At 39.2% G+C, this 17,603-nt stretch carries 19 protein-coding genes and 1 riboswitch; of the genes, 12 read left to right on the top strand and 7 right to left on the bottom strand.

The window, feature by feature from the left end:
- The first annotated feature begins 320 nt into the window (after nucleotides 1-320).
- The 3 genes from ACIQCE_RS13285 to ACIQCE_RS13275 all read left to right on the top strand — a co-directional run bounded on the left by ACIQCE_RS13285 (nucleotide 321) and on the right by ACIQCE_RS13275 (nucleotide 2,823).
- A complete protein-coding gene (locus ACIQCE_RS13285; protein ID WP_400495403.1) occupies nucleotides 321-1,961 on the top strand; it encodes a ribonuclease YeeF family protein in 1,641 nt (546 codons plus the stop codon).
- The gene (locus ACIQCE_RS13280; RefSeq protein ID WP_400495402.1) at nucleotides 1,961-2,401 is read left to right on the top strand and encodes an SMI1/KNR4 family protein; all 441 of its coding nucleotides are present in this window, start codon (nucleotides 1,961-1,963) and stop codon (nucleotides 2,399-2,401) included. The genes ACIQCE_RS13285 and ACIQCE_RS13280 overlap by 1 nt, the downstream gene beginning before the upstream one ends.
- Before the next feature lie 266 nt (nucleotides 2,402-2,667).
- Nucleotides 2,668-2,823, top strand: a complete 156-nt coding sequence (locus ACIQCE_RS13275; RefSeq protein ID WP_400495401.1) for a hypothetical protein — start codon at nucleotides 2,668-2,670, stop codon at nucleotides 2,821-2,823.
- Nucleotides 2,824-2,862: 39 nt separating this feature from the next.
- Here the strand turns inward: ACIQCE_RS13275 and ACIQCE_RS13270 are convergent, their stop codons facing one another.
- The 4 genes from ACIQCE_RS13270 to ACIQCE_RS13255 form a co-directional block, all read right to left on the bottom strand.
- Nucleotides 2,863-3,123: a response regulator gene (locus ACIQCE_RS13270; protein ID WP_400495400.1), complete on the bottom strand. Its 261-nt coding sequence runs from the start codon at nucleotides 3,121-3,123 to the stop codon at nucleotides 2,863-2,865.
- Nucleotides 3,124-3,222: 99 nt separating this feature from the next.
- Nucleotides 3,223-3,792, bottom strand: a complete 570-nt coding sequence (locus ACIQCE_RS13265; protein WP_400495399.1) for a GNAT family N-acetyltransferase — start codon at nucleotides 3,790-3,792, stop codon at nucleotides 3,223-3,225.
- Nucleotides 3,793-3,863: 71 nt separating this feature from the next.
- On the bottom strand, nucleotides 3,864-5,141 hold the full coding sequence (locus ACIQCE_RS13260) for an Nramp family divalent metal transporter (RefSeq protein ID WP_400495398.1): 1,278 nt from the start codon (nucleotides 5,139-5,141) through the stop codon (nucleotides 3,864-3,866).
- A 220-nt stretch (nucleotides 5,142-5,361) separates the two neighbouring features.
- Nucleotides 5,362-5,622, bottom strand: a complete 261-nt coding sequence (locus ACIQCE_RS13255) for a GlsB/YeaQ/YmgE family stress response membrane protein (RefSeq protein WP_353853774.1) — start codon at nucleotides 5,620-5,622, stop codon at nucleotides 5,362-5,364.
- Between the two features lie 154 nt (nucleotides 5,623-5,776).
- Between ACIQCE_RS13255 and ACIQCE_RS13250 the strand changes: the two genes are divergently transcribed.
- Nucleotides 5,777-6,607, top strand: coding sequence for an EcsC family protein (locus ACIQCE_RS13250; protein WP_400495397.1), 831 nt, complete (start codon nucleotides 5,777-5,779; stop codon nucleotides 6,605-6,607).
- Nucleotides 6,608-6,665: 58 nt separating this feature from the next.
- On the opposite strand, the gene ACIQCE_RS13245 is transcribed toward ACIQCE_RS13250, so the two are convergent.
- The gene (locus tag ACIQCE_RS13245; RefSeq protein ID WP_400495396.1) at nucleotides 6,666-7,757 is read right to left on the bottom strand and encodes a DctP family TRAP transporter solute-binding subunit; all 1,092 of its coding nucleotides are present in this window, start codon (nucleotides 7,755-7,757) and stop codon (nucleotides 6,666-6,668) included.
- 71 nt (nucleotides 7,758-7,828) lie between these two features.
- Between ACIQCE_RS13245 and ACIQCE_RS13240 the strand changes: the two genes are divergently transcribed.
- The 8 genes from ACIQCE_RS13240 (at nucleotide 7,829) to ACIQCE_RS13205 (ending at nucleotide 16,514) form a co-directional block, all read left to right on the top strand.
- The gene (locus ACIQCE_RS13240; RefSeq protein WP_400495395.1) at nucleotides 7,829-9,448 is read left to right on the top strand and encodes an ATP-binding protein; all 1,620 of its coding nucleotides are present in this window, start codon (nucleotides 7,829-7,831) and stop codon (nucleotides 9,446-9,448) included.
- Nucleotides 9,445-10,128 (top strand): response regulator, encoded by a 684-nt coding sequence (locus ACIQCE_RS13235; RefSeq protein WP_400495394.1) that lies wholly within the window; start codon nucleotides 9,445-9,447, stop codon nucleotides 10,126-10,128. Before ACIQCE_RS13240 ends, ACIQCE_RS13235 begins: the two co-directional genes overlap by 4 nt.
- A gap of 122 nt (nucleotides 10,129-10,250) precedes the next feature.
- Complete coding sequence (gene dctP / locus ACIQCE_RS13230) at nucleotides 10,251-11,519, top strand: C4-dicarboxylate transporter DctP (protein WP_353853770.1); 1,269 nt, start codon at nucleotides 10,251-10,253, stop codon at nucleotides 11,517-11,519.
- Nucleotides 11,520-11,716: 197 nt separating this feature from the next.
- Nucleotides 11,717-12,739 (top strand): AI-2E family transporter, encoded by a 1,023-nt coding sequence (locus tag ACIQCE_RS13225; RefSeq protein WP_400495393.1) that lies wholly within the window; start codon nucleotides 11,717-11,719, stop codon nucleotides 12,737-12,739.
- Nucleotides 12,740-12,802: 63 nt separating this feature from the next.
- A riboswitch (cyclic di-AMP (ydaO/yuaA leader) is annotated at nucleotides 12,803-12,937 on the top strand.
- A 78-nt stretch (nucleotides 12,938-13,015) separates the two neighbouring features.
- Nucleotides 13,016-14,254 (top strand): dicarboxylate/amino acid:cation symporter, encoded by a 1,239-nt coding sequence (locus ACIQCE_RS13220; protein WP_400495392.1) that lies wholly within the window; start codon nucleotides 13,016-13,018, stop codon nucleotides 14,252-14,254.
- 137 nt (nucleotides 14,255-14,391) lie between these two features.
- A complete protein-coding gene (locus ACIQCE_RS13215) occupies nucleotides 14,392-15,318 on the top strand; it encodes an ABC transporter ATP-binding protein (RefSeq protein ID WP_400495391.1) in 927 nt (308 codons plus the stop codon).
- Nucleotides 15,296-16,060 carry an ABC transporter permease gene (locus ACIQCE_RS13210; protein ID WP_400495390.1) on the top strand — a complete coding sequence of 255 codons (765 nt, stop codon included), beginning with the start codon at nucleotides 15,296-15,298 and terminating at the stop codon, nucleotides 16,058-16,060. The genes ACIQCE_RS13215 and ACIQCE_RS13210 overlap by 23 nt, the downstream gene beginning before the upstream one ends.
- Before the next feature lie 118 nt (nucleotides 16,061-16,178).
- Nucleotides 16,179-16,514 (top strand): hypothetical protein, encoded by a 336-nt coding sequence (locus tag ACIQCE_RS13205; RefSeq protein ID WP_353853766.1) that lies wholly within the window; start codon nucleotides 16,179-16,181, stop codon nucleotides 16,512-16,514.
- Between the two features lie 104 nt (nucleotides 16,515-16,618).
- On the opposite strand, the gene fbpB is transcribed toward ACIQCE_RS13205, so the two are convergent.
- Both fbpB and ACIQCE_RS13195 read right to left on the bottom strand, forming a co-directional pair.
- Nucleotides 16,619-16,771, bottom strand: a complete 153-nt coding sequence (gene fbpB, locus ACIQCE_RS13200; protein WP_400495388.1) for a Fur-regulated basic protein FbpB — start codon at nucleotides 16,769-16,771, stop codon at nucleotides 16,619-16,621.
- A 354-nt stretch (nucleotides 16,772-17,125) separates the two neighbouring features.
- On the bottom strand, nucleotides 17,126-17,446 hold the full coding sequence (locus ACIQCE_RS13195; RefSeq protein ID WP_400495387.1) for a thioredoxin family protein: 321 nt from the start codon (nucleotides 17,444-17,446) through the stop codon (nucleotides 17,126-17,128).
- Nucleotides 17,447-17,603 lie beyond the last annotated feature (157 nt).

Here is a 17,603-nt window from a genome sequence, read left to right as displayed (position 1 = left end):
AGCATCAGTAAATACGTACTGAAAAAATCTTTGACAAAGGTGAGATGGACATTCCTCCACTTAAGAAAAGTTTAAAACGTTTTTCTAAATATAAAACGCAGTCAGTCTTCAAAAAAGAGGGCTGACTTTTTTTGAATTCATAAGAAATCGACTCAATTATTACTTGTTTTATTTTTTGGAATGTTTGATAATCGTTTTTGTAACTTAAATCCTATTTTTCCAATTTATTGATAAAGGTAAAATAGACTTTGTTGATCAATAATGAAGGGATGTGATTTCCCCTGAATAAAATACTTGATGCCAAAGCACTAACAAGCGCTATGGAAGAAAGAGCGAATCACTATCAGGAACTCCGAGAACAAATGATAGATTTGAAGCACGCATTACAAGGTGTAGCCAATCTCGGTGATGATTTCACTGGAAAAGGTGCCGACAATATTAAAAGTTTTTATCAAGAACTAGCTGGAAATGTGGATATGCTTACTAGCTTTATAGATAAACAAAAAGCCTTTCACGAAGGTGTTGCGGGTACACTTGAAGATGCCAATTTCGGCGGTGATACTTTTATTGATGAACACTTTTTAGAAAATCAGGTAGAGATGGGGTTAAAAAACGCCAAAAGCATTGTATCTGATCAAAAGAAGGCACTAGAAAGCATTTTTCAGGATATAGATGATCTCATCTCCCTTGATGTGTTTGATGATCAAATCTTTGATGAAAAGATAACGGATGCCGAAGACGAACGGAAAAAGACCGTAAACGATTTAAACGAATTAGACCAACACCTAAAAGATGAATATGCTTTGTCAGAGACTGAAGAGCAGGCTACAATGGCATTGTACGCCGAAATGATGAATGCGACAAATGACGGAAAAACCATTTCACCGATCAATTTTGATAAGAAAGCATATCAAAATAGCGAAATCTACAAGGCAAAAAGCGATATTGAGAAGCAAACTTATGAATATCTCAAAACTAAAAAAGAACAAGAAGAAGCCCGCAAGATTGCGAAAGAACAAGAAGCGCTCGCTAACCGTCCTTGGTATGAAAAAGCCCTCGATTATGGGGGAAATATCGTCAATGAACTAACAGGTGTGAATGATGCAAAACGTGCCGCAACGGGTATTGATCCAATAACAGGCGAAAAGCTCACCGCAGGAGAGCGAGTCGCCGCAGGCGGCATGGCAGCGGCAGGCTATATCCCAATCGTCGGCTGGGCAGGACGCATCTTCAAAGGCGGGAAAGCAATCTACAAAACCACCCAAGCTACCACAGCCGCAATCAGGGCGATTGACATTTATAAAACGTCACAAAAATCTTTTGACGTCCTAAAAACATCTCAAAAAGGCTTATATGGTCTCACCGCCGCCAACGGATTCAGCGAAGCGATTACAGGTAGAGACATGTTTGGAAATAAAATCTCGAAAGAACAGCAGGAAGCGAGTATGAATGCGGCGCTGGGAATGCTTTTGCCGTTTGGGGCGAAAGGGTTTCATGGGAAGATGGGGGTTAAGGGTACAGTTAGTAAGATAGATACGGACACAATAAAAAAATATATTAGAGATATAGAAGGACGTACAGGCAGAGAGTTACCTAAAGACCAAATAGAGAAGTTGAAGGGAGCCTTAAGAAATAAAGAATATAAAAAAATGTCACCAGTAGAAACAGCTAAGCATAGGGCAGAATTTGATAAAGTAAAAAATAAAGTTATTAAAGAGTGGGAAGAAAATACTGGGCTAAAGTGGCCTGTGTATAATGATAATGTTATTTCAGAAAAAACAGGAAAAATAATTAGGAGACAAGGAGATAAGTATGATGCTCACCATATAATTGAAAATACTTTTGGAGGAGAACATGAATGGTGGAATATACATCCTGCAAAATTCCCAAATGAGCAGCAAGCTGGTATTCATAGAACAGGATCACCAGCAAATAAACTATTTAAAGGGGATAAAAAATAATGAGCTATGAATTTATTAAGGCAAACAAAGAAAATAGTTTTTATCCAGTGGCTGAGAACGAAATAAAGGAGGTGGAGAAGGAGCTCAATTTGAAGCTTCCTGAGGAGTTAGTTAATTTTTATATAGAGGTTGGGTATGGGTTTATTAAAGGTTCAGAGTTTAATATTAATCGTATTATGGACCCTTATTCAGTAAGAGATTTTCGGTTAAGACTTAATGATTTTGAGTTCTATCCTGACATAGAAATCTATGATGAATTTGAAAGTGAAAAACTAATATTTTTTGAAGGGAATGAATCAGCTTTAATGTCAATCGAATTGAATGAAAAGAATAGAAGTCCAGTTTACTATTATGATATTCAAATTGCGACTTCTCTTGAAGAATTTTTAAGAAAAATAGCAGAAAATGATAAATATTACTTGGAGTTACTAGATGATTAAAAAACAAAATAAAAAATCATCCCTTATGGCTGCCATAACACCGAATTCTATCGGTGTGTGGTAGCCTAATGTTTCTTGAATTCGTGCTTTAATATTTCAAGCTGAATAAATCAAATTTACTTGTTGAAACCTTCACCTTGATTTCTCTAATAAAATCAATTTTTCTTATGAAAATATTTACCATTAAGCTCATTTCTTATCCGCGCACCCCAACTGGAAATCAAAGTGTGGTCAATATAAAAGAGGTCACTATGCAGGGCAAAAAAATGACAGGAATCATAGGAAGCGATTCTTTAGATTGGAACAAAACACTCGGAAAGTATGACTCAAATGATCGAGCAACAGAGTTCTTGCAAGACATTATTAAGGCAATCAAAGAAAATCCAGATTCTTCTGTTACCTACAGCATGCCAGAGAAATAAAAAGAAACCACCTTTTTACGGCGAAAAGGTGGTTTTTTGTCAACGTGTTTTTGTAAAGGCTAAAAATAATGGAATGCCTGTGCCAACAAGTGTTGTGGCAAATAGGAATATACCACAAATGAATAGAAAATGGCTGGCAGAAAAGACAAGTGCCAAGATGAGAAAAACGATACTGAGCCCAACCATACAATAAGATGGAACAAAGCGGCGTTTGTATGTGGCTTTCTTTGTCATGAATGAAAAGAAAATGCCAAATAATAAAGGAACAATCCATAAGTAAAATAAAATAATAAGAGACATACGTCATACCTCGATTTTTTCCTTCTATTTTATCAGATGACGATCACAACTGATATAACAAAGCTTCACTTTGTAAAATAGTTCATGCAATCGACACAATTAAATAGGCTGATTCAAATGATGAGTTTTTAGTTTGGTGTATTCCGGCTGCAAAAGTGCGTATACACAATGATCTGTGAAACGGTCACCAAGCCATTCACATTCCTTGAGGATGCCTTCAAGAGAAAATGATAATCGCTCTGCGATGCGCCTGCTTTTCATATTATCTACAGCCGCTCTGATCTCAATTCGATGCAATCCGCATTCTTCAAATAAATATTGAATGACGGCTTTGCACGCTTTTGTCATGAGTCCTTTCCCTTGATATCCCTCACCAAGCCAATAGCCAATGGAAACGGTTCGGTTCATCCAGTCAATCTGGTGTGTGCCAATGATTCCAACGAGTTCGCCATGTGACCAGATGCCTGCTTGAAATCCGTTGTTTTTCAAGGCTTGTTGCATTGCACTTTGAATAAAAGCCATGCTGTCTTCTTCCGTTTGCGTCGAATCCACCCAAAGCATCCATTCACGCAAATGTTGTCTCGAACGTTGAATGAGCAAAAACAGACTTCTTGCGTCTCTTGGCTCAAGCAAACGCATTGATAAATCTTGATCTTGATACAAAAACATATGCCCACATCCTCTCTTGGAAATTTTACCATAGCCCAATCGAAAGAAAAAGACAGCAGAATCACTGTCTTTTACATAAAGGTATCAACAATTAAAAATACATTCAGTGCAACAACAAGAGCTGCTATCACCCAAGATATTCCTGTCACCCAGCATGCATTCGTCAAATCGCCCATAATTCGTTTTTTACTTGTAAATAGTATCAAAGGGATTAAAGCAAAAGCAATGCCAAAGGATAAGATCACTTGGCTCATGACAAGCGCAGATGTCGGATTCACCCCAGATGCAATGATCGCAATAGGGGGAATGATTGTAATCAGACGGCGTACATACAGCGGGATGCGATATTGAATAAAGCCCTGCATTATAATATCGCCTGATAATGTACCGACAGAAGAGCTTGAAAGACCGGCCACAAGAAGTCCAACACCAAATAAAATCGCTGATACAGGACCCGCTAGTGTATCAAAATGTCGAAAGGCGACATCTAAATCTTCAACAAATAAGCCATTTTTATAAAATAAAGCAGCAGCCACAATCAACATGCTTGCATTGATCGCACCAGCGACAAGCATGGCAATCAGAATATCTAAAAACTCAAAGCGGAAAATGAGTTTTTTCTCTTTCTCTGTTCTGCCGACGACTCTCCTTTGGGTTAAGGCTGAATGCAAATAGATGGCATGCGGCATGACTGTGGCGCCTAATATCCCTGCTGCAAGTAACACACTATCTGTTCCATCAAACCTTGGAATCAAGAGTCCGCCAGCGACACTCGCAATATCAGGCTTTGCGACAAATGTTTGCACAGCGAAAGCAATCACGACTACGAACAGCATACTGGTGATTCCAGCTTCTAGTGCTCTGTAACCTCTTCTTTGTAGCTCTAAAATTGCAAAAGAACCGATTGCAGCAATCATAGATGCTTCAAGCAAAGGAATGCGGAAAAGCAGATATAAACCAAGTGCAGCCCCGATAAATTCGGCTAAGTCTGTAGCGATGATCACGAGCTCTCCTTGAATCCATAAACCAATGGAGACAGGCTTAGGGAACTCTTCACGTGCGATTTCAGGTAAATTTTTACCTGTTGCTATTCCAAGCTTTGCGGATAAGGACTGGATGAGCAAAGCCATGAGATTCGATATGAGAATGACCCACAATAGAAGATAACCATATTTTGAGCCTGCGGCAATGTTGGTGGCGAAGTTACCTGGATCAATATAAGCAATGGCAGCAATAAAAGCGGGTCCGAGAAAAGGAAGAAGCCTTCTAACCCCTTTGACCTTTCCTTCAAGTGCATGCTGAACAGCTACTGACATTTGTGCTTGTGCCTCGATATATTTATTTGTCATATGTCATCACCTAGATTCTACGAAGTTTTACTTCGGCATAAAAAGTTTCCTCTATGCAATTTTTAATCATCATATTCTCCTCAGGATGAATTGTCAACTATCTGAACTAATATATTTGTTTATCATATGTAAGTGAAGAAAATAGATGCTATGTTAATCAAATGCAGAAAAAAAACACCGCCATGATAAGCGGTGTCCCTCTGCTTCCTCTTTTTTTGATTTAAGAAAACCTTGATCCAACACTGCGGAAAATCAAGCTTAAAATAATAACAAAAATAGCAGCTCCTAAGATTGCTGGAATGATCGCAAAGCCTGCAAGGCTAGGACCCCACGTTCCAAGTAACCCATGACCAATCCAAGCCCCTACAAGCCCAGCAATCATAGACCCAAACCATCCTCCGGGAATACTACCTCCAGCGAGTGCACTGCCAATGAGACCGATGACAATCGCAACAACTAATGAAATCAGAAATCCTAACATATGGATCACTCCTCTTTTGATTGTTATTTAACAATAACCGTTCTGAAAGAAATTTAAACCTCTCGGAACCGCTTCAATATTTTATACGTATGATGGAGGTGGAATGTGTATAATAACAGAAAATGACGATCGACATCATAAGGAGGAAGAAGGCATGGAGGAAAGAGAGTGGCTAAAAGCACAATTAAAGGAAATTGAAAAATGGGAGCAAGAACAACAAAAGGTGTGGTTCTGGGGGAAACTCAGCCGTCTTCCATTTCAAATGTTGGACAAGCTCACTCCTGCCTTTATTCAAAAGAAAATCGGCGTGTTATTAGATGAAATGGGGCACTACATTCAATCAGGCGGTGTGTATTTGACTTCGGAAAAAGGAATTATTCTTCAATTTCAAGCAAAATGTGCCGGCGAGTCCATTCATAGCATAGAAGATATTCAAAAAGCCCCTATCGAAGTCATGGATACCATTAGTGAACATATGGGGAAAAATAGAGCAAATTTAGCCACTGTTCAAGGTGCGACAACAGGGGTTGGTGGCATGTTTACACTAGCGGCAGATATCCCGGTTGTGTTAGGACTATCATTGAAAACATTACAGGATATTGCCGTCACCTATGGATATGATCCGAAAAACAAGGAAGAGCGGGTATTTATCATTAAATGTTTGCAGCTAAACTCTGCTGATGTGGTGGGGAAAAAATCAATATTAAAAGAGCTGAAGAGCTATCATGCCTCTGAAGGAAAGCACGAAAATATGATTTCTCAAATACAAGGATGGCGTGAGGTGGTGTATAACTACCGAGATTCATTTGGCTGGAAGAAATTATTTCAGCTTGTCCCAATTGCGGGTATTTTGTTCGGAGCAGTGTCCAACCGCTCACAATTAAAGGGAATTGCCGAAACGGGCATCATGCAATATCGAAAGCGCAGAATTTTAGCAAGGCTGGAGGAAATCACGCAGCAAGAACAGCGTGAGTTCAGGGCATAAAAAAATCTCTTGTGAACAATCTGAAATCCCTTAGCTGCACAAGGGATTTTTTAATATGCTATTCATTTTCTGCTTGCAAGGAATTGATTTGGGAGTCTTCATAACGTGTCCGAAGCTCACGAATCTGTTTCACCAAGGTAGAACCGATGGTTTTTTCAGCTTCATCGTATAAAGGATCGAGAGCTTTCACCCACTTTTTTCGCTCTGTTTGTGTTAATTCGTGGATTGCTATAGGTGATTCACGTTTCATTTCCTTCAACTGATCTTTATTTAGTTGTTCCGCATGTTTTTCATTCCACGCAGTTGTTTCCTCCATTGCTTCAAGTAAAATTCGCTTCGTTTCAGGTGTTTGGCGTTCAAAGAATGATTGATCCGTCAAGACAACATACCCTAAATAACCATGATTACTGATCGTCATATAGTCTTGTATATGATAGAATTTTTTTGAATAAATATTTGAAATTGTATTTTCTTCACCGTCTACCTTTTTCATTTCTAATAGCTGAAATGTGGAGTTGAATGATTCTTGATATGGCTTTGCGCCAAGAAGTTTGAATTGTTTTTCAATCAACTCACTTTGCATGATGCGAAGTGATTGATTTTTCAGATCACTTGGTAGTTTGATCGGGCCCTTATTAGAGGTAATTTGTTTAAATCCATTTGTCCAATATGCCATTCCTTTTAGCCCATCTTTTTGTAAAGTGCCAAACAATCTCTGTCCAATTGCACCATTCAGTCCTTCTTGAACAGCATCATAATTAGGAAAGGCAAAGGGAAGATCGAGTGCTAACCATTCAGGTGACAGCATGCCAAGCTTAGAGGTAGACGGAGCGATAAACTGGACTTGGTTCTCTTTAAGTGCATGAATCTCTTCAATATCGGAATAAAGGCTCCCGTTTGAAAAAATTTGAATGGTGATCTTTCCATCAGATTTCTCATGCACCAGCTCAGCAAACTTCTTTGCAGCCAGCCCTTTCGGTGTATTGTCAGCAACGACATGACTAAATTTAAATACAAGCTGGTCCTTCAGCCCTATCTGTTCATCATCAAATATAGTAGCTGATTTCGGCATCATATGATAAGAACCAAAGTATAAAGCGGTTACAATACCAATGATCAGCAACAACGTATAGGCAAGTAAATTCTTCATGCGACAGCTCCCCCTTCCCTTATGTCAAGCATACTTGACAGAGGAAGAATTCGTAAAGATACAGGTGAAAAATGTTGAGAAATCAATTGAAATTACATCAATTATCCATTAGGTGGAAGCTCACCATCTTGACTTATTTCGTTGTTATTTTTGCCCTTTTCATCGGAGGAATTGTTCTTGTAGGCGGGATAAAGCAGACGGAGGAAAGAGAGCTCCGGAAAAGACTCATGAATACGGCGAGAACCGTCGCTGAAATGAGCGAGGTGAAGCAGGCATTAGCTGGTCAGACAAAGGAACGTTCTCGTTTACAACATGCAATTGAAGAGATCCGTATTATCCAAGACGCTGACTATATTGTGGTGATGGATATGGATCATATCAGATTAACGCATCCAGTCAAGACGAGAATTGGTCAGCGCTCAGAGGGAACAGATGAAGAACCGGCTTTCGCAGAGCATATTTATTTCTCAGAAGCAGAGGGAGAGCTGGGAACAGCGATAAGAGCATTCTATCCGGTGAAAAATGAAACGTTTCATCAAACAGGGGTTGTCCTTGTAGGAAGAACGTTACCGAGCATGATGGATATATTAGCAGAAATGAAGCGGGATATCATCATGATCTTGCTGCTGACGCTAAGTTTCGGGCTTGTCGGTTCATTCTTACTCGCCCGTCATATTAAACAGCAAATGTTTAAGCTGGAGCCGCATGAGATTGTGAGAATGCTAGAGGAACGTACTGCAACCTTTCACTCTATCAATGAAGGGGTCATCGCCATAGATAATCAGCACATGATTACTATTTTTAATGAAAAGGCAAAGCAGATTTTTGGGGTGACAGGTGATGTGGTTGGTCGGAATATATGGGATGTATTGGCGGATACGAGGCTGCCTGAAATCATTGAGCGAGGAGAACCGGTCTACAATGAAGAAATTCATATGAGTGGAAAACGAATCATGAGCAGCCGGATTCCGATTGTGATGAAAAAGAAGATCATCGGTGCAGTGGCTATTTTCCAAGACCGGACAGAGGCGGCTAAATTGGCAGAGGAATTAACAGGGGTTAAGAACTTCGTTGATGGCCTGCGGGTTCAAAATCATGAGCATATGAATCAGCTTCATACCATTGCGGGATTGATTCAGCTTGGGAAAACGAATCAGGCTTTGGAACTGGCTTTTCAAACGACAGAAGAACAGGAACATGTCACTGACTTTCTTCATCGAGTCATTCACCATGATGCGGTGGTGGGTCTCTTAATGAGCAAGATTAGAAGAGGCAAAGAGCTTGGCATAAAAGTCGAAGTAGATGAGAATAGTTGTCTCCGAGATTTTCCCAATCGTTTAGATCAGCACGATATGACAAAACTTCTTGGTAATTTTATTGAGAATGCCTTTGCAGCCTTTGATACAGTTGAGCGTGAATACAAAAAGATCTCCATTAGTATTGATCAGACGGAGGATGTACTAGCGATTCTGATTGAAGATAATGGGTCTGGAATAGAGGAGGAGATGATTCCTCATATTTTTGACAAAGGGTTCACACATGGCAAAGAAGGCGGAACAGGTTATGGGCTGTATATTGTAAAGACGATTATCGACAAAGGGATGGGAAATGTAGAAGTGACATCAAGCATCGGCATTGGTACCACCTTCTCAATCGAATTCCCAATGACAATAGAGGAGGGAGACAGATGACTCATATCAAGGTGCTATTAATTGAAGATGATCCGATGGTACAAGAAGTCAATAAAGAGTTTATTATGAGTGTTCCTGGCTTTCAAGTAGTGGCTGTGGCAGGGAATGGTGAACAAGGCATTCAGCTCATAAAAGAGGTTCGTCCAGATCTTGTTGTGCTTGATGTTTATATGCCAAAAAAAGACGGGGTGAAAACGCTACAAGAAATCAGAAAGCAGAAGATGCAGGTCGATGTGATCGTGATTTCCGCAGCAAAGGACAAAGAAACCATAGCTGTTATGCTCCAAAACGGTGCACGAGACTATATCATTAAACCGTTTAAATTTGGACGGATGAAGGCATCTCTTGAAAGCTTTAAAGCCTTTCAATCAAAGATTCGTACCGCAACAGAATTTTCTCAGGAGATGCTGGACGATATCATACGAAAGCCTGCCGTTAAGCAGGAAGAACCATGGCTCCCTAAAGGGCTGAATGTGCATACGATGAACGAAATTAAAGCATATATGAGTTTGCAAGAAGGAGCACAGTCAGCAGAACAAGTCGCAAATGCGCTTGGCATTGCCCGTGTCACAGCACGCCGATATTTAGACTTTCTTGTGAAAGAAGGCGAGCTGAAAATAGATATGCAATATGGCGGGGTAGGAAGACCTGTAAATAAATATATCGTACATTCTGACTAATAGACCAAAAAGACCAAAATGTACGATATGTTCATAAGCTTCTCAGCCTTGATTGAAATCGCTATCATTTATCTTCAGAGAGGGGTTAAGTGTTTACATTATAGGGTGAGGAGAGGAAGTTTATGAAGAGGCTTTTGAAGAACCTGACATTTCAAGTCATTTCAGCCGTCATCATCGGGATTATTGTAGGGATGGTTTGGCCGAACGTTGGGAAGGAAATGAAACCGCTTGGTGATACATTTATTAACGCAGTCAAAATGGTGATCGCACCGATTATTTTCCTAACAATTGTACTTGGTATTGCCAAAATGGGTGATATGAAAAAGGTTGGAAAGGTCGGCGGAAAGGCATTTATTTATTTTGAAGTTGTCACAACTCTTGCATTGGTGATCGGTCTTCTTGTTGTGAATATCATGAAGCCGGGAGCGGGTCTTGACTATAGTAAGCTTGAAAAAGGGGATGTCTCGCAGTATACCCAAGGTGGGGGAAAGGGAATTGACTGGATAGAATTTGTCACACACATTGTGCCATCTAACATGGTAGATGCTTTTGCAAAGGGAGACATTTTACAGGTTTTATTCTTCTCTATTTTATTTGGAATAGCGCTTGCAGCACTTGGTGAGAAGGGGAAAGAGATCATCGATTGGCTTGATAAGCTGTCACTTGTCTTTTTCAAAATCATTGGATATATCATGCGTGCCGCGCCATTAGGTGCATTCGGTGCAATGGCTTATACAATTGGTCACTTTGGTCTCGGATCTATGAAACAACTTGGGAGCCTGATGTTGTCCGTTTACCTAACCATGTTCTTATTCATTTTTGTTGTATTGAACATCATTTGTAAGATGTATGGCTTCAGCTTGTTCAGCTACCTTCGTTTTATTAAAGATGAAATTTTCATTGTACTTGGCACAAGCTCATCAGAATCTGTACTGCCACGAATGATGGATAAAATGGAGCGATATGGCTGTTCTAAATCCGTTGTTGGGCTTGTCATTCCAACAGGCTATTCATTTAACTTAGATGGAACCTCTATTTATTTATCAATGGCCGTTGTATTCTTAGCCCAAGTTTTTGGTGTCGACCTGTCAATCGGTCAGCAGATGACCATTATCCTGGTCCTTATGCTGACTTCAAAGGGGGCGGCTGGGGTGACAGGAAGCGGATTTATCGTGCTGGCATCTACACTTGCTGCACTTCAGGTCATTCCGCTTGAAGGGCTTGCACTACTTCTCGGTGTCGACCGATTTATGAGTGAAGGAAGAGCCATCACAAACTTAATTGGAAATGGAATTGCCACAATCATTGTGGCGAAAAGTGAAGGTGAATTTGACGAACATAAAAGCAAAATCGCTCTTCAGGAAATGCGGAATATCAAGCAGGCTGTGTAGTATAAAAACAATCAAAAACCGAAACCTGATGTTCTACATGGGTTCGGTTTTTTTCTTGTCACCTTAAACCTTCATAAAAATAGAACGAATCGTAAGAACTCATTGACCGTTTGTTATATAATTTACAGAAAGATCCGATATAATGTATATCAGATGCGATCAAAAATAGACTTTAGTCCTGGCAGGTGTGTAACTTAATGGCAGCATTTTTAAAATTGTTTGAAAAACCCGGTGTCAAACGGTTTTCAGTATTTGTAGTATTAGCCACAATATTATATCTATTAAGAGGAATGATGAATTTAATTCTCTTGACCTTCATATTCACTTTTTTAATGAATCGTTTAGAAGAAGTCATTAGATGCTTTTTAAATCGCTTTCTGAAAATAGGACAGAAATCGGTTATTACCATTTTGTACATTCTCCTAGCTAGTGGATTGACATTTGGTGGATTTGTTTTTGTGCCAATCATCGTCAAACAGGTTGAGCAGTTATTTCGTCTAGGTAAGAAAATTGCAGATCATCCACAAGATATACCCTTCTTTGATGTCATCACAAACGTATTCGGAGATTTCAAAATTTCATCTTTTTTTGAGAAAGGGTTCAATTTCCTCTATACATACTTAACAGATTTTAGCACGTTCAGTATTCAGGTCATTATGTCCTTAATTTTAAGCATGTTCTTCTTATTTGAAAAGGAACGCCTCATTCAATTTATGAATAAATTCAAAACGAGCAAAATCTCTGTATTCTATCATGAACTTGCCTTCTTTGGTCGTAAATTTTCCAGAACGTTTGGGAAGGTACTTGAAGCTCAATTTATTATTGCGACCGTTAATTGTGTATTAACAACGATTGCCCTTGGTATCATGGGATTCCCGCAGTTATTTGGATTAGCAGTCATGGTTTTTTTGCTAGGCTTGATTCCAGTCGCTGGTGTGGTCATCTCTCTTATTCCATTGAGTATTATTGCTTATACACTTGGAGGCGGAATCTATGTGCTTTATATTGTCTTGGTTATCGTTATTATCCATGCCATTGAGGCTTATTTTTTGAATCCGAAGCTGATGTCAGCTAAAACAGAACTCCCTATTTTCTTCACGTTTATTGTGCTGATTTTCTCAGAACACTATATTGGCATCTGGGGTCTCATTATTGGAATTCCAATCTTTGTATTTATCCTGGATGTTTTGGAGGTCACAAATAAGGAAGAAAGTAATTAAAAAGTTCATATGAACCTGTTTACAATTTCCTAAAAATAAGGTATAAATGGTATGAAAATATCATATAACCACACGCTTAATCCTTCTAAAGGAATGGGGGACCCATTATTTTGGGGTGAATTTTTCTGTATCAGAAAAGGGGGCATCTCTTCGTCCTAACCCGTCAGCTAACCTCATCAGCGTGAAGAGAGTGAACAGTGGTACATGTAGTTTTGCACGCAGGCCCACGAGAAAACTCTCTCGTGGGTCTTTTTGACGAGGAAAGGGGAGATTCTATTGAAGCTGGCAACAAAAATTATTATTGCGTTAATTCTAGGTGCAATCACTGGGCTTCTACTCAACATTTTTGCTCCAAATGTATTTAAAGCGTTAGACCCTTATTTATTTACACCTCTAGGTCAAATCTTCTTAAATCTGATTAAAATGTTGGTTGTGCCAATCGTGTTTTTTTCCATCACACTTGGTGTTGCAGGTCTTGGTGATCCGAAAAAGCTTGGCAGAATCGGCGCTAAAAGTATCTCTTATTTTCTAGTAACCACAACATTCGCAATTATCATCGCAATGTCTTTAGCTCTACTGATCAAACCAGGTTCATTTGGTTCGTTTGATACTAAGGGAGCTGAATATAAGCCAGAAGAAGCACCGTCAATGGCTGAAACCTTATTAAACATCATTCCAGCAAATCCTGTTCAATCTCTTGTTGAAGGGAATATGCTGCAGATTATTGTTTTTTGTATATTTTTGGGGCTTGGCATTGCCATGCTCGGTAAAAAAACGGAAGGTTTGCTGAAACTGTTTGAACAAGGAAATGAGTTAATGATGTACCTTGTTGGTGTTGTCATGAAGTTTGCTCCTTTTGGGACATTCGGTTTGATTGCAACAGCCATTGGGAGTCAAGGGCTAGATGCCATAAAAGCAATGGGACTGTATTTCTCGGTTGTGTTGATTGCACTTGTGCTACATTTCTTCCTCACATACGGTTCAACAGTCGCTATTTTAGCTAAACGTAACCCGATGGCCTTTTTCAAAGACTTTTCACCAGCGATGGTCGTAGCATTTAGTACATCTAGCAGTAACGCTGTCTTGCCGGTGTCAATGGAAACGGCACAGAAGAAGTTAAAAGTACCAGAGCCTATTTCTAGTTTTGTACAGCCTTTAGGCGCTACGATAAATATGGATGGAACTGCAATTATGCAAGGGGTGGCAACCATCTTTATTGCCCAAGTTTTTGGAGTGGAATTGACACTTATGCAATTGGTAACAGTTGTCTTAACAGCTGTACTAGCAAGTATCGGTACAGCTGGTGTACCTGGTGTCGGTCTTATCATGCTTGCCATGGTATTGAACTCTGTAGGACTACCTGTGGAAGGAATTGCGCTCATCCTTGGCATAGATCGCTTATTAGATATGGCAAGAACCGTTGTAAATATTACTGGTGACGCAGCGTGTGCGGTCATTGTTGCGGAAACAGAGAAGAAATATGAAACGGCATCATCACCTAACCTATCAATGTAATTGTAAGGGCTGACCAATCAGCCCTTTTTCTGTTGAAAACAATTCTGGGAGAGCAGCTTGTCTTGCGTGATATACTTTTAACAGTATAAGTGGCTTTGACTGCCGCTTTAGGCTTTACATTAGAAGGAGGAATCGCTTTGGAGTCAGCCGTCCTAAAAATAGAGAAAGTGAATAAAAAAATAGGCAGACAAAACATTTTGAGTGATATTACGTTGGAGATCAAGCAAGGAGAAATTGTTGGTCTGCTTGGACCAAACGGGTCTGGAAAAACGACATTGATTAGGTTGATTGTGGGATTGATGAAAAAAAGCAATGGACGTATCACCATCAATGGTTATTCTCAAGATGAGCACTTTCAAAATGCGATGACTTCTGTTGGTGCCATTATAGAGAATCCAGAGTTCTATTCATATTTAACAGGATTTGAAAACCTTGAGCTGTGTGCAGCTATGCATGTTGGTATATCAAAAAATTGCATTCATGAGGTGGTGAAAAGGGTTCGTCTAGATCATGCCATTCATCATAAGGTCAAGACCTATTCGTTAGGGATGAAACAAAGGCTCGGGATTGCACAGGCGATTTTACATAAACCGGATTTACTTATTTTAGATGAACCTACAAATGGTCTTGACCCCTCTGGAATAAAGGATTTCCGACAACACTTACGAACGCTTGTGCAAGAGGAGGGCACATCTGTGTTATTTGCTACTCACCTATTGCATGAGGTAGAAGAATTATGTCATCGCATGATGATCATTCAAAAAGGGCAAATCAAAGCAACCGTGGATCTGAGAAATATCAATGAACAAGAGCAGGTACTCATGAATATTCAACCAGTAGAAAAGGCGTCTTCATGGCTGAATGCGCACGGATATACATATGAGCTTGATGGACAGCATGTCCTGCTTCAACTGAACAAAGAGAGTATGCCGGAGCTCAACAAACAACTTGTGTTGGCTGGCTTTGATGTGTATGAAATGACGCCTCAGAAGGAATCAATTGAATCGGTATTTATGAAATGGACGGAAGGCGGGACGACAGATGCTTCAACTCATCAAAAATGAGCATAAAAAGTTAATGAAACAAAAGATCACCATCATTGCACTCGGATTACTCGTTGTTTTTCAATTTATGATGTCTTTAACGATGAAACAAGTCCCATCTAGTCTTGGTGAATACACAGTAGCGAACTATTTTGCCTATTCTACGAATGTCGTGTTTGTTTTACAAGTGTTTGCTGTCGTCATTGGTGCGACGATGATTTCAACGGAGTTTCAAAAAAGGACAATCAAATTTTTATTGATACGACCTAAGACAAGGCTGCACATCTTTCTGTCTAAATATATCACACTCGTGTTATTCGTCATTTATTTGTTTGTTTTTTACTATGTCTTATCTTTTATCTTTGGTCTGATTTTCTTTGGCACTCAATTTAACGAAGACACAGGTCGGTTATTTCAGTACACGTTTGAAGTCATCGGTTCTGAATGGATTGAGGTTGTCATGATGGCTAGCTTTGCATTTATGTGTTCTAGTTTGTTTAGAAACAGCCTGATTGCACTGGTCACTTCATTTTTAGTTTTATATGGAGCCAAATCTCTCGTGACTATCATGTCACTGTTTGAAAATCAGTGGGGGAAAATCTTGCTTTTCGCCAATACTGACTTCACTCAATACAGCTTTCAAGGTCCGCCGCCATTTGATGGAATGAGCGTCTTGTTTTCATTATTCATTGTTGTTGCGCATTTCGTTTTCTTTGTCGGAACAGCTTGGCTCCTTTTTTGGAAGCGTGATGTAAATGTGTAAAAATTGTGTCAAATAACAAGAAAAATTCGTGACATCTTTGTGACATTCCGTCTGTATTTCACGATCACAGGCTGATTTTGTCTTATAATGAAAAAGGAGTTATGGAGGTGGCACTATCGTGAGAAATTTTATTTTGGCTTTACCGATTTTGTTGTTGCTGTCGTTTTCGTTCGTGTCTTTTGCCTTCCAGTTTCATCATCTTGTTTATTTCAGACTAGCGCTAGGGATTTTTTCATTAGCCGGTCTTTTGATTCTGTATACATTAAAAAGAAATATCAAATGGTTCATGGTCTATTTGTATGCAAGTTGGATCATCCTTGCCGCAGTGACAACGTTTGAGGAACCTGTGTTTTCTCAGTTTTTCTTCGGCGGTTTAACGATGACAATGGGCTATCTCACTTATATGCTCATTTATCTAGGGATGAAACAAGATCATGTGGCGAAATCACACTAAAGCAAAAGCCGATAAAATCAGCTACTCGATTTTATCGGCTTTTGTTATTTTTTGATGGTGGCAAACAAAAAGGGCAGTCAGGGCTCTGTCTGCTCATCGTAGTATTAAAAAGAATCGCGCCCAGAAGCTGCAAGCTGCCTCTGATGCTTCTTGTCGATGGTTTCATATATACTTTCCATCAATTTAGGGTCACGCATGATCGCCTTTTTATTCTCCTCAATCAGCTGTTGATATGTTTTGATTTTCTTTTTAGACATTCAATCATCGCTCCTTTTGAAAAGTAATGATCTATAAGATCTTATACAGATGATATTGATAATCATTATCATTTATCAATTCTATTATACAAAGTCAAATATCATAAGTAAAGATTCCATTCGGAAAATTCACGCAACCGACATATTCCCGCTTGTATCGACGATAAATTCTTTCCCAGGAAATAAATGACTGTCATTCTATGTCATCATTTCCGGTGAAACATTCCTTTTCTTCGTTGAAACGTTTTTGAGATACGACTCGTCTTATGTAGAGATTTGTTAAAAGAGGATGACATAAAAGAAAGGCAATAAAAAAGGACATCAGCAGTTCATTCTGCCATGCCCTTGATTCAATTATTGAATGTGTTCTTGAAGAAATTCAGTTACTTCTTCGGGTGATTTTGCGTTAGCACTGTGTAAATGTCCTGTTTTTTCGCCGTTTTTGAAAATCAACAGGCTAGGAATACCCATGACTTGATATGTTTCTGCTAGCTCAGGGAAATCATCTTTGTTTATTTCATACCATTCGTGATGAGCATAAGTCTCTAAAATCTCTGGAATGAACATGTCCATTCTTGTACAATCAGGACACCATGTTGCAAAGAATTTAATGATCACTTCTTTATCTGATTGAATGATCTCGTTGAATTGTTCAGTACTAGTGATTTTCTTCAATTTGTCACAACTCCTTTTCAAAGTCATTTTAATATAAAATAGAGACGATTGACATACAAATGCTCAGGGGGGCGCTTACAACCTTTACAAATCATTTCAATTCCATAACAACAAAATTTAATTAGAGCATTTTCTCTTGAAAGTGATAAGATAGTAA

Source organism: Bacillus sp. NPDC093026 (assembly GCF_044754665.1).
Taxonomy (GTDB): Bacteria; Bacillota; Bacilli; order Bacillales; family Bacillaceae; genus Bacillus; species Bacillus maqinnsis.
Note: the sequence above shows the minus strand (reverse complement) of the source record. Positions and strands in the feature narration are given on the sequence as shown.